The following is a 13,293-nucleotide window of genomic DNA, read 5'->3' on the forward strand; positions in this document are numbered from 1 at the left end:
AATCATGTGCAAAAATAATTCAGGTGAGTCAGCCCCTCTAGCACTTTAAATACATTCTCCATCAGCCCGGGAAATTCCTGCTCTTTGTCAGCATTTTACCATGCTGAACAGAACCGGGAGCAGAGGAGTGCCTATTTTTGTGGCTTTGCCTTGCTGGGGGTTAATAGACCAGCCTTTTTAAACACGTGAGTGAGGCTCTTTTTCGTTTCATGGTAATCCATCTCTGCTACTGGTTTTCTGGCTATAACCACTAGGTCATAGCCTCCAGGGATGCGGGGCTCAAGTTCCGATACAGCTTCCCGAAGATAGCGCTTAATCCGGTTGCGCATGACGGCATTTCCCATGCGTTTACTTACTGTCAGCCCTGCACGGTAATGAACCTGATCCTCCTTCTTTAAGGTGTAAAGCACAAACTGCCGGTTGGCAAAGGAAGTCCCGTGCGCAAAAATATAGCTGAATTCGTGATTCTTTTTTAAACGATTATACTTTTTCATTACCCGGTTTTCCCCCTTTTTCCTTTAACAACCGCCGGTATTTTTCTTTCCAGCTGAAGACAGAAAAAAAGACCACTGGATAGAATCCGTGGTCTCTTTTTATGCAGATAATACTTTTCTACCTTTACGACGACGATTTTTCAAAACCTGACGGCCGTTTTTTGTTCCCATTCTCGCACGGAAACCGTGTACCTTTTTACGCTTCCGGTTGTTCGGGGTAAATGTTGGTTTTCCCATAGTGTATCGCACCTCCTCAAGGAGTAATAAACGTTCGAAAACATTCCCGTAAATTATATAGAGAATAAGAAAAACTGTCAACCATCCCCTTGTGAAAACAGGCAGCTGGTTCCTTTGTTTGTACACATCTGATTTAACCGATTGTGTGGATAAACAAAAGCGAACATAAAAAGCACCCACAGCATTATAAACAACTTGTACACATAATCTAGTGTTGTGGATAGTTTCTATACACAAGTTCTTGAGTTTGTGGATAAGCAAATATGTTCCCGTTGTTATTCATCTTTTTATTTGCTATCATTGATTAAGTTTCTGTTAATAACATTTCATACAACAACGTCTTATCCACACGTGTTGATAACTTTGTGGATAATTTTCCACAGCCTCCGGATAATATTATTCACAGCCTTGTGTATTATGTGTATTTCTTTTTTTACATAATTTTATTATTATTGCACAATAATTTTATAACGCATGCAATATGCATTTTCCGCATATTTTACTTATTGGGTTTCTTTCTTTCACCATGATAAGATAGAAGCCTTTTCCGTCTTTCTAAGGATTTAAGTTCCCAGCCAAGCCACTGTATACTGCTAAGCCTGTACGAGAGGAGTGCATCCTTATTGGAAAATATTACTGATTTATGGAACCAGACATTGGAACTAATGCAGGAAAAAGTAAGTAAGCCAAGCTATGAAACATGGTTAAAAGCGACAGAAGCTTCGGATCTTCAAGGAGACACTGTAATTATTGAAGCACCGAATGAATTCGCCCGTGACTGGCTTGAAAGCCGATATACAAACCTGATTACTGACGCTTTAGAAGATATTACCGGATCTGCACTGCAGGTGAAATTTGTCATTCCCCAGGCTGAATCCCCGGTAGAAAACGAACCAGCGCCGCCAAAGGCTGCACCTCCCGCCTCCAGCCAGGACCTTCCAAAGAGCATGCTGAATGATAAATACTCGTTTAACACTTTTGTAATTGGTTCTGGAAATCGTTTTGCCCATGCTGCCTCACTTGCAGTAGCTGAAGCTCCGGCCAAAGCGTATAATCCATTGTTTATTTATGGTGGAGTCGGCCTTGGAAAAACACACTTAATGCATGCTATTGGACACTACGTTATTGACCATAATCCAAATGCCAAAGTCATGTATTTGTCTTCTGAAAAGTTTACCAATGAATTTATTAATGCTATCCGGGACAATAAAGCCGTACATTTTCGAAACAAATACCGGAATGTCGATGTGCTGCTTATCGATGATATTCAGTTTCTAGCTGGAAAAGAGCAGACACAGGAAGAATTTTTCCACACCTTTAACGCTCTTCATGAAGAAAGCAAGCAGATTGTCATTTCAAGCGACCGGCCGCCAAAGGAGATACCAACGCTTGAGGACCGGCTCCGTTCCCGGTTTGAATGGGGGTTGATCACTGATATCACGCCGCCGGACCTGGAAACAAGAATTGCTATTCTGCGCAAAAAAGCAAAAGCAGAAATGCTCGATATTCCAAATGAAGTTATGCTTTATATTGCTAACCAAATTGATACAAACATCCGTGAGCTTGAGGGGGCACTTATCCGCGTCGTCGCTTATTCTTCTTTGATCAACCAGGATATGAATGCTGATCTGGCGGCTGAAGCTTTGAAAGACATTATTCCCACTGCCCAGCCTAAAACGGTTACTATAGAGCATATTCAGGAACGGGTAGCGACGCAGTTTCAAATGCCTGTACCGGAATTAAAGGCGAAAAAACGCACGAAAAGCATTGCTTTTCCGCGCCAGATCGCGATGTACCTCTCCCGCGAAATGACGGATGCCTCTCTTCCAAAAATCGGTGAAGCTTTTGGAGGCAGGGATCATACAACCGTCATTCACGCCCACGAAAAAATATCAAATTTAATGTCTACGGATACGGATCTGCAGAAAACCGTTCAAGGAATCATCGATCAGTTACGCACATAGGTGTGGATAACACCACAACGCTATACACAACTTATTCACACGTGGAAATCCCTGATCTGGCAGTGCAAACCTTATTTATCCACATTACTAACAGGCCCTACTACTATTACTACTTTAAAAACAATATATATAAAGGGAGATGACCTATGCATTTCACCGTTAATCGAGATCAATTTGTGCAACATGTACAAAACGTAAATAAAGCTGTCTCCTCGAGAACGACAATCCCAATACTGACTGGTATCAAGATCGTTGCCGCTGCTGATGGCGTAACATTAACCGGAAGTGATTCCGATATATCGATCGAAACGTTTATTCCGACAGAAGAAAACGATAACCAGTATGTTCAAGTGCACGAGCAGGGAAGCATTGTGCTTCAGGCCCGTTTTTTTGCAGAAATTGTAAAGAAACTCCCGGGCGAGGAAGTTGAAGTTGTTGTACAGGACCAGTTTGCGACTACGATTCGTTCTGGTTCGGTCGTGTTTAACCTGAACGGCCTGGATCCTGAAGAATACCCAAGGCTTCCCCAGCTTGATGATACAAATATGTTTCACCTGCCACAGAGTCTGCTTAAGGATATGATCCGACAGACTGTTTTCGCCGTATCAGCGCAAGAAACCCGGCCAGTGTTGACAGGTGTAAACCTCGAAAGCGAAAACGGGGAGCTGATCTGTACGGCTACAGACAGCCACCGTCTTGCTCTCCGAAAAGCAAATCTTGAAGCAGGTTCGGATGCGCCCGATTTATCTAATATTGTTATCCCGGGTAAAAGTCTAAATGAGTTAAGCCGCCTGCTGAGCGATGATGATTCCACCGTTGAAATTATTATTACGGAAACCCAGGTAATGTTTCGTTTTCCACATCTTCTGTTTTATTCACGACTCCTCGACGGGAAATACCCGGTAACAAAAAATATGATTCCTTCCGAGACCAAAACCGGGGTGGAGTTGTCCACAAAAGAGCTGCTGCAGTCCCTCGACCGGGCACTGCTGCTATCAAGAGAAACAAAAAACAACGTGATCAACTTGAAAACGCTCGGGGACGGACGAGTTGAAATTAACTCCGTTTCATCTGAAATTGGAAAAGTGACGGAAAACATCGATTGTGATAAAATAGATGGAGAAGAACTTCGCATCTCGTTTAACGGAAAAAACATTACAGATGCCCTGAAGGTAATCGACAGCGAAAAAATCCATATTCAATTCACCGGAGCTATGAGCCCATTTGTTGTACGTCCGACAGACCACGATCAAATGCTGCATTTATTCTCACCGGTACGCACGTATTAAAGTTAAACGAGTATACGGCCTTTTGTATAAAACAGGAGGCCGTTTTTCTTATGTTGTGCTGGCAGGGCACGTGAAACGAATAGTGCGATATACTGGCATTTTTCGCTTATTTTTAGTAAAATATAGAGTATGAATGAAATATGTTCGGAAACAGGCAGAAGTAATAATTATGCTTTGAATATCCGGCGTCGGGAGGATCGATATGGGAGAGGCGATTAATATCACAACCGAATATATAACACTCGGCCAGTTCCTCAAAGAAGCTGGAATCATCGATACAGGTGGTATGGCGAAGTGGTTTCTCTCTGAGTTCGCTGTGGAAGTGAACGGGGAAGAAGAAGCCCGCAGGGGAAGAAAGCTCTATCCAGGAGACGTAGTGGAAGTCGAAGAGAACGGAACCTTCACTATCGATACCGGCGAAGGATGACTACAGGCCTGTGTATGTAAAAAATATTCGGCTCAAGCAGTATCGGAACTATGAAGATATTGCTTTGCAAATAGAGAACACTGTAAACGTTATTGTTGGAGAAAATGCCCAGGGAAAAACGAATTTGATGGAAGCTATTCATATGCTTGCTTTTGCGAAGTCCCACCGGACCTCCAAGGATAAGGAGCTAATCGGCTGGAACCACGATTTTGCCCGTATTGAAGCTTCAGTAGAACGAAAGCAGCGGCACGTTGATCTTGAAGTCGTTCTTTCTGCTAAAGGAAAAAAAGTAAAAAAGAACGGCATTGAACAAAAAAAGCTAAGTGAATATATAGGCGCCTGCAACGTCGTCATGTTTGCCCCGGAAGATCTTAACCTTGTAAAAGGCGGGCCGAATATGAGGCGGCGTTTTATTGATATGGAGATCGGCCAGATCAGCCCGGTGTATCTGCACGACCTCTCCAAGTATCAGCGCATTCTGAAGCAGCGCAACCAGCTGCTGAAGGGCATGTTTCCCGTGCCCAGCCAAGAGCAGGAATTAACGCTTGAAGTAATTGATGAACAGTACATTGAAGCAGCCGTGAAGGTAATTCAGCGTCGTTACGGCTTCCTGCAGCAGCTTGAGCGATGGGCCTCAGAGATCCATACGCGGATCACACAGAACCGGGAGCGCCTTGAGCTGCGGTACGACCCCTCTGCAAACATACATGCAGAGATGGAGCCCTCCGTGCTTGCTGAAGAGCTTCGTACAGAGCTAGGCCGACGTAGGGAAAATGAGGTCCGCCGGGGGCTTTCGCTTGCAGGACCGCACCGGGACGAAATGAAGCTCCTAGTCAACGAAAGGGACGTACAAACGTACGGTTCCCAGGGCCAGCAACGAACAGCTGCCCTGTCCCTGAAAATGGCAGAGATAGAACTTATCCGCGCTTATGTAGGAGAGTATCCTATTCTTCTGCTTGATGATGTGCTTTCGGAACTTGATCAGCATCGGCAGTCTCATTTATTGGACGCGATTCAGGGGAAAGTACAAACCTTTGTTACCACGACAAGCATTGAAAGCATCAAGCACGAGACAATCGAGCGGGCAACCGTGTTTACAGCCCGCAAGGGTCAATTGGAAAAACAGTAGGTGGTGAATCACATTGTTTATACATTTAGGCGACGGCACCGTAATACGTTCGAAAGACGTTATTGCGATTTTAGATAGTAACAGCCAGAATTCTTCAAGCATCACATGGCAGTTCCTGCAGGCAGTCGAAAGTGACGACAAAGAACAAATCGCAGATTCTGAAGCAAAATCCGTCGTGGTTACGGAAGAAAAGGTATATTTCTCACCTATTTCTTCTTTAACGCTGAAGCGCAGATCGCAGATTATTTCAGAATATGATGAATATCATGAAGAAATACAGGCAGCTAAAGAAGACTAAGCGTGCAAAAGCATGAAAACGAGCGCAGGTATTTACGGACTACACGCGAGAGTTGATCCCGCAGGAAGCGAAGGTGAACAGATTGTCGATGAACCAAAATTCATACGATGAAAGTCAAATACAGGTACTTGAAGGACTCGAGGCAGTCCGGAAGCGTCCAGGCATGTATATCGGCTCTACAACGTCCAGAGGACTTCACCATTTAGTGTGGGAAATCGTGGATAACAGTATTGATGAGGCCATGGGCGGCTATTGTGATCAGATCTATATTACGGTTGAAGAAGATAACAGCATTACCGTAGAAGATAACGGGCGTGGTGTTCCTGTTGGTATGCACGAAAAAATGGGTCGTCCGGCGGTAGAGGTTATTATGACCGTACTGCACGCCGGCGGTAAATTCGGTGGAGGCGGCTATAAGGTTTCCGGCGGTCTTCACGGCGTTGGGGCCAGCGTAGTAAATGCTCTTTCCGAAACACTTGATATTGAAGTGCACCGTGAAGGCGAAATTTATCAACAGGCTTACCGCCGTGGTATTCCGCAGCATGATCTCGAGAATGTAGGCAAGACAGATAAACGGGGCACAAAGATCCGTTTTAAACCAGATCCGGAGATCTTTGAAGAAACCACCGAATTTGAATACGAAACACTTACGAGCCGTGTACGGGAGCTCGCGTTTCTTAACCGCGGACTCCAAATTACCTGCACCGATAAGCGCACCGAAGAAGAACAGGTGCAGACCTACCATTACGAAGGCGGTATTGCTTCCTTTGTGGAATACCTGAACCGCCAGAAGGACACACTCCACAAAGAGCCGATTTTTCTTGAAGCGAACCGCAACGGCATCCAGGTGGAAGTTGCCATGCAGTACAACAATGGGTACACGAGCAATGTGTATTCGTTTGCCAATAATATTAATACCCACGAAGGCGGAACTCACGAGTCGGGATTCCGGACGGCTCTGACGAGAGTTATTAATGATTATGCCCGCAGAAACAGTCTTTTCAAGGAAAACGACCCTAATTTGATCGGGGACGACGTGCGTGAAGGGCTGGTGGCGATTGTTAGTGTGAAAATTCCCGATCCCCAGTTTGAAGGACAAACAAAAACAAAATTAGGAAACGGGGAAGCCCGGACTATCACAGATTCGTTATTCTCAGAGCATTTCTCGAGATTTATGAGTGAAAATCCGGATACGGCGAGAACAATCGTAGAAAAAGGGTTGATGGCTTCACGTGCCCGCGATGCGGCGAAGAAAGCCAGGGAATTGACCCGGCGTAAAAGCGCCCTTGAGGTCAGTTCGCTGCCAGGGAAACTGGCTGACTGCACCTCAAAGGATGCGGCCAGCAGTGAAGTGTATATCGTGGAGGGCGACTCTGCCGGCGGCTCGGCCAAACAGGGACGGGACCGGCATTTCCAGGCGATCCTGCCGCTGCGCGGAAAAATTTTAAACGTAGAAAAAGCGCGCCTGGATAAAATTCTTGCCAACAACGAGATCAGAACCATAATTACGGCTCTTGGCACAGGTATAGGCAATGAATTTGATATCGAGAAGGCCCGCTATCACCGTATTATTATCATGACAGATGCGGATGTGGACGGGGCCCACATCCGGACGCTTCTGCTGACCTTCTTTTACCGTTACATGCGGCCGTTAATCGAAAGAGGCTATATTTATATCGCCCAGCCGCCTCTGTATAAGGTCCAGCAAGGCAAACACGTCCGCTATCTCTTTTTCGAACGTGAACTTCAGCCGGCCTTAGCAGAGCTTCCGGCACAGCCAAAACCAAATCTTCAGCGCTATAAAGGCCTCGGGGAAATGAACCCGACCCAGCTTTGGGAAACTACTATGGATCCGGAGTCAAGGACGACGATGCAGGTGACGCTTGAAGACGCTATGATGGCGGACGAAGTGTTTGAAACATTGATGGGAGACCAGGTAGAACCCCGCCGTGATTTTATTCAGGAAAACGCACATTACGTCCAGAACCTCGACGTGTAAGAGACGGCATCAAGGTGACACAAAGAAACCCCCGCTTAAATCTTTCGCGGGGGTTTCTATCGAATATAGCAACAATAGGCATTTAAGCCTGATGGAATAGAAAGTAGGAGGTTACTGCAATGGCAGAAAACGAATCCAGAGTCACGGAGATCGGTATTGGCGAAGAGATGCGCACCTCGTTTTTGGACTACGCGATGAGCGTTATCGTCAGCCGTGCTCTTCCGGACGTTCGTGACGGAATGAAGCCGGTGCACCGGCGTATTTTATTCGCAATGAGCGAACTTGGCATGACCCCGGACAAACCGTTCCGGAAGTCAGCCCGTATCGTTGGTGATGTTATCGGTAAATACCATCCACACGGCGACTCTGCAGTTTATGAAACAATGGTGCGGATGGCACAGGATTTCAGCTACCGCCACCCAATTGTTAACGGTCATGGGAATTTTGGTTCCGTAGACGGGGACGGCGCAGCAGCGATGCGTTACACTGAAGCGAAAATGTCCAAAATATCGCTTGAAATGGTCCGCGATATTAACAAAGACACCATTGACTACCAGGAAAACTATGATGGCAACGAACGGGAGCCTGTGGTGCTGCCGGCCCGCTTTCCGAATCTGCTGGTTAATGGAACCTCCGGAATTGCGGTAGGAATGGCTACCAATATTCCACCGCACCGGCTGGAGGAAGTCATTGACGGAGTGCTCGCCCTGAGTGAAAACCCTGATATTACGGTAGAAGAGCTGATGGAATACATTCCCGGGCCTGACTTCCCGACAGCTGCTTCCATTTTAGGACGCTCCGGTATCCGGAAAGCCTATCAAACGGGTAAAGGTTCAATTATTATCCGCTCGCATGCTTACATTGAGGAAGATAAAAGAGGCAAGGAAACCATTATCGTAGATGAACTGCCGTACCAGGTGAATAAAGCCCGGCTGGTAGAGCGTATTGCAGAGCTGGTGCGCGAGAAAAAAATCGACGGCATTACTGATCTGCGCGACGAATCAGACCGTAACGGCATGAGGATCGTCGTGGAAGTACGAAGAGATGCCAACGCCAACGTCATTTTAAATAACTTATACAAGCAAACGGCCCTGCAGACGAGCTTTGGCATTAACATGCTTGCTCTCGTTAACGGCCAGCCGAAAGTGCTGGATCTTAAAGAATGCCTGTACCACTATCTTGAACATCAAAAAGTAGTGATTCAGCGCCGCACTGCTTTTGAACTCCGAAAGGCAGAAGCCCGGGCTCATATTGTGGAAGGCCTGCGGGTAGCGCTTGATCATCTTGATGCAGTGATTGAGTTGATTCGGGAATCAGATACGACGGAGATTGCAAGAAATGGCCTGATGGAAAACTACGATTTGAGTGAAGATCAGGCGCAGGCCATCCTCGACATGCGTCTGCAGCGTTTAACAGGCCTCGAGAGAGATAAAATTGAGCAGGAGTACCGGGAGCTCATGGAGCGGATCCGCGAGCTGAAAGACATTTTAGCCAACGAAGAGCGGGTGCTTGAAATTATTCGGGAAGAGCTTACCGAGGTGAAGGAAAAATTCGGGGACGACCGTCGGACCCGCCTGGAAGCCGGAGAGAACTCCATCGAAGATGAGGACCTTATTCCGCGCCAAGACGTAGTAGTCACCATTTCGCACCAGGGCTATATTAAGCGTATGCCGATTGATACGTACCGGAGCCAACGCCGGGGTGGCCGGGGCGTACAAGGAATGGGCACGAACGAGGATGACTTCGTAGAGCATCTGCTTACGACTAATTCTCACCAGACGATTTTATTCTTTACCAACAAAGGGAAAGTGTATCGCCTGAAAGCATATGAAATTCCTGAATTAAGCCGTACGGCTAAAGGAATTCCATTAATCAACCTACTTCAGATTGATAAAGGGGAGTACATCAGTACCGTCATTCCAATCGAGGAGTTCTCGGAAAATGCTTACCTTTTCTTCCTAACGAAAAAAGGGATTTCAAAAAGAACCGTTCTTTCTGCGTTTTCGAATATCCGCAAAGGCGGCCTGTTCGCTATTAATGTCCGGGAAGACGATGAGCTTCACGGTGTGCGTCTCACTTCCGGGGACGATTCCTTAATTATCGGTACCAAACAAGGAATGTCTATTCACTTTGAGGAAGAGGATGTACGCTCGATGGGACGGACTGCTTCCGGTGTTAAAGCAATCTCGCTTCGAAATGGCGACGAAGTAGTGGGTATGGACATTGCACAGGAAAATGAAATGATCTTAATGGTAACGAACAAAGGATATGGAAAGCTCACATCACTTGAAGAATTCAGTAAACAAAACCGCGGCGGCAAAGGGCTAAAAGCCATTAAACTTACGAGCCGTACCGGTGAACTTGCAGCGATGCGTTCCGTACCGGTAGATATCGACCTGATGGTTATGACTATCCAGGGAATAGTTATCCGCATGCATGTTGGCGACGTTTCCAGGCTCGGCCGATACGCCCAGGGCGTGCGTCTCATCCGCCTTGATAAAGGGGAAGCTGTTTCTACAGTAGCGCCTGTAATCGAACACGAAGTGAACGAAGAAGAAAACGTGCCAGCAGAATCCGAAGAAGAATAGTGTAACTCCCGGCCGTATGCTGAACGGCCGGGTATTTTTTTATGGAAGCCTATTCTAAAATTATCCAATCAAAATAGTGAAAATAATGGAATTTTTCAAGGAAAATAGTACAATGAAAGTACTATATTAGAAGAAGTGGAGGAGGCTCCATGCGGATACATATTAATCAGGCAGTACCCGGATGCGTACTGGTGAACGATGTTTTTGCAGTGAACGAAACGCCGGTGGTTAGAAAACAAACAGCATTAACAGAACAGTTGGTTGAAATTATCAAACAGTTTCTTATAGAGTACATTGAGGTAAAGCCGGTGCTTGTTAACGGCGACCCTTTTTCACCAGTCAAAGAGGCTGAGGTAAACAGCAGGCATCAACAGCCGGAATTTGAAGATATATATGATACAGCGGTAGAAGCCCATGAAGCTATGTGGCGCTCTTGGAAAGCCGGGGGAGCCATTGAGATGACAAAAGCCCGGGCGGTCCTTGCTCCTCTGCTCGAAAGTCTTGAAGAACATGCCTCCAGCGTTTTTACGAGCTATCAGTTTATAGATCAGGAAAAGTACGATAGCCATCACGCAATCGCAGTGGCTCTGCTAGCTGCCTTTCTGGCCAAAAAGCATGGCTGCAGCCGAAAGGAATGGGCCGGAGCAGCACTGGCCGGGCTCTTATGTGACGCTTCCCTGGCCAGAAATTCCGCGTCGGGACAATCGGAAGCAGATAAGCATCCGATTCAGAGCTACCAGATGGCAAAGGCTGCCGGGACGGTCAGTGATGAAGTATTGCTTGCGATTCTGCAGCACCATGAACGAGAAGACGGGAGCGGCTATCCGCTCAAAATGAAAAGCGGCAAAATATATGTACTGAGCAGCCTTGTTGCAGCGGCGGATATGTATCACGCCATGGCAGGCGAGAGGCTGAACAGCGAAGGAAAATCGGCGTTTCATGTGATGCAGGAGCTGGCAGTCCATTCGTTTGGAAAACTGCCTCCCGCCGTAATAGAAACGTTAACAGAGCAGTTCATAACTGTAATGACTGGAAAGAAGGTGCAGCTTGCCGACGGCAGAACGGCCTCCATTGTGCATTTGGACCGCCGGGAGATAGAATATCCGCTGGTTCAGCTTGATAAGGACAAAGAGGTCGTTCAACTAAATGAAACATTAGCCATACACCATGTTCTCTAGCATGGTGTATTATGTATGAAGTAAAAACAGTGAAATCCTTTACATAAATATTAGCAGTTATTTATAAATTTTCGGAAAAATAAAACATATTCCTTTTGCTTCTGAGACTGGCTGAAACGTGATAAGATATTAGAAATAAATAAGTTACAGACCTCAGGATAGTGAAAAATCCTGTAAAATTACCCATTTTAAAGGAGGAAGATTCGTGCGAGCAGACAAGTTTTCCCAAGAAGGGCTAACGTTTGATGACGTTTTATTGTTACCGGCAAGATCTGATATTCATCCAAGGGATGTATCAGTACGCACCTCGTTAACCGACAAGCTTCCTTTGAATATTCCTGTCGTAAGTGCTGGAATGGACACAGTGACGGAAGCAGACATGGCAATTGCGATGGCACGGGCTGGCGGTCTTGGCATTGTGCATAAAAATATGTCCATCGAAGCACAGGCAGAGATGGTGGACCAGGTGAAACGTTCAGAAAGCGGCGTTATCACGAACCCTTTCTTTCTCCATCCGGACCATCAGGTGTTCGACGCCGAGCATCTAATGGGGAAATACCGCATTTCGGGCGTTCCTATCGTTGATGAGGAGCAAAAGCTGGTGGGGATTATCACCAACCGCGACCTTCGTTTTATCGAAGACTATTCGATTGGAATTAAAGAAGTAATGACCGCCAATAACCTTATTACAGCCCCGGTTGGCACTACGCTGGAAGAAGCAGAAGATGTGCTGCAGAAACACAGAATTGAAAAGCTTCCGCTTGTAGAAAAGGACGGTACGTTAAAAGGGCTCATTACAATTAAAGACATCGAGAAAGTCATCGAATTCCCTCATTCGGCAAAAGACGCCCAGGGAAGGCTGCTCGTTGGGGGAGCTGTCGGTGTGAGCGCCGATACAGACAAACGTGTGGAAGCTCTGGTCAAAGCAGAAGCCGATGCGATTGTTATTGATACTGCCCACGGCCATTCTAAAGGAGTGCTTGATAAAATTGCAGAAATCCGGAACAGCTATCCGGAGGTAGTACTGATAGCTGGCAATGTGGCTACAGCTGAAGGCACAAGGGATTTAATCGAGGCAGGAGCCGACGTTGTAAAAGTCGGTATAGGCCCGGGATCGATATGTACCACCCGCGTGGTAGCGGGCGTCGGAGTTCCACAGATTACTGCTGTATATGAGTGTGCAGAAGAAGCGGACAAGCATAACGTTCCGATTATCGCCGACGGCGGAATTAAATATTCCGGCGACATTGTTAAAGCTCTGGCTTCCGGCGCTCATGCAGTAATGCTCGGCAGCTTGCTTGCAGGAGTAACAGAAAGCCCGGGAGAGCGTGAAATTTATCAGGGCCGGCAGTTTAAAGTTTACCGCGGCATGGGTTCGATGAGTGCCATGGAACAGGGAAGCAAGGACCGCTATTTCCAGGAAAACAGCCAAAAGCTTGTTCCGGAAGGCATCGAAGGCCGTATTCCTTACAAAGGGCCGCTGAAGGATACCATCCATCAGCTGCTTGGCGGTTTAAGAGCCGGTATGGGCTACTGCGGTACCCCGACGGTCTCCTCCCTGCGTGAAGATGCCCGTTTCGTACGAATTACCAACGCCGGGCTGCGTGAAAGCCATCCTCATGACGTACAGATTACGAAAGAAGCGCCAAACTACTCTTAATAATAATGGAAGACGGAAGCCGCCAGCTTT

At 46.7% G+C, this 13,293-nt stretch carries 11 protein-coding genes; 9 read left to right on the forward strand and 2 right to left on the reverse strand.

The annotated features are described in order from the left end of the window. Positions 1–131: 131 nt before the first annotated feature. Together rnpA and rpmH are read right to left on the reverse strand one after the other, a co-directional pair. Entirely contained in the window at positions 132–494 is a 363-nt protein-coding gene (gene rnpA / locus CHL76_RS07085; protein ID WP_079474471.1) for a ribonuclease P protein component, read from the reverse strand. Positions 495–593: 99 nt separating this feature from the next. Next, positions 594–731 (reverse strand): 50S ribosomal protein L34, encoded by a 138-nt coding sequence (rpmH, locus tag CHL76_RS07090; protein ID WP_079474470.1) that lies wholly within the window; start codon positions 729–731, stop codon positions 594–596. Positions 732–1,354: 623 nt separating this feature from the next. Here rpmH and dnaA point away from each other — a divergent pair. The 9 genes from dnaA (at position 1,355) to guaB (ending at position 13,263) form a co-directional block, all read left to right on the forward strand. Further along, entirely contained in the window at positions 1,355–2,695 is a 1,341-nt protein-coding gene (dnaA, locus tag CHL76_RS07095) for a chromosomal replication initiator protein DnaA (protein ID WP_079474469.1), read from the forward strand. Positions 2,696–2,841: 146 nt separating this feature from the next. Then, on the forward strand, positions 2,842–3,984 hold the full coding sequence (dnaN, locus tag CHL76_RS07100) for a DNA polymerase III subunit beta (protein ID WP_079474468.1): 1,143 nt from the start codon (positions 2,842–2,844) through the stop codon (positions 3,982–3,984). A gap of 202 nt (positions 3,985–4,186) precedes the next feature. Further along, a complete protein-coding gene (gene yaaA / locus CHL76_RS07105) occupies positions 4,187–4,411 on the forward strand; it encodes a S4 domain-containing protein YaaA (protein WP_079474467.1) in 225 nt (74 codons plus the stop codon). Between the two features lie 10 nt (positions 4,412–4,421). Beyond that, positions 4,422–5,540 carry a DNA replication/repair protein RecF gene (gene recF, locus CHL76_RS07110; protein ID WP_094908175.1) on the forward strand — a complete coding sequence of 373 codons (1,119 nt, stop codon included), beginning with the start codon at positions 4,422–4,424 and terminating at the stop codon, positions 5,538–5,540. A gap of 13 nt (positions 5,541–5,553) precedes the next feature. Next, entirely contained in the window at positions 5,554–5,838 is a 285-nt protein-coding gene (gene remB / locus CHL76_RS07115) for an extracellular matrix regulator RemB (protein WP_094908176.1), read from the forward strand. Positions 5,839–5,920: 82 nt separating this feature from the next. Beyond that, the gene (gene gyrB, locus CHL76_RS07120; protein ID WP_079475044.1) at positions 5,921–7,837 is read left to right on the forward strand and encodes a DNA topoisomerase (ATP-hydrolyzing) subunit B; all 1,917 of its coding nucleotides are present in this window, start codon (positions 5,921–5,923) and stop codon (positions 7,835–7,837) included. 119 nt (positions 7,838–7,956) lie between these two features. Then, positions 7,957–10,425, forward strand: coding sequence for a DNA gyrase subunit A (gyrA, locus tag CHL76_RS07125; protein WP_094908178.1), 2,469 nt, complete (start codon positions 7,957–7,959; stop codon positions 10,423–10,425). A gap of 149 nt (positions 10,426–10,574) precedes the next feature. After that, positions 10,575–11,603, forward strand: a complete 1,029-nt coding sequence (locus tag CHL76_RS07130) for an HD-GYP domain-containing protein (RefSeq protein WP_094908179.1) — start codon at positions 10,575–10,577, stop codon at positions 11,601–11,603. Between the two features lie 205 nt (positions 11,604–11,808). Next, complete coding sequence (gene guaB, locus CHL76_RS07135; RefSeq protein WP_079474462.1) at positions 11,809–13,263, forward strand: IMP dehydrogenase; 1,455 nt, start codon at positions 11,809–11,811, stop codon at positions 13,261–13,263. The last annotated feature ends 30 nt before the right edge of the window (positions 13,264–13,293 follow it).

Source organism: Marinococcus halophilus, from assembly GCF_002265875.1.
Taxonomy (GTDB): domain Bacteria; phylum Bacillota; class Bacilli; order Bacillales; family Marinococcaceae; genus Marinococcus; species Marinococcus halophilus.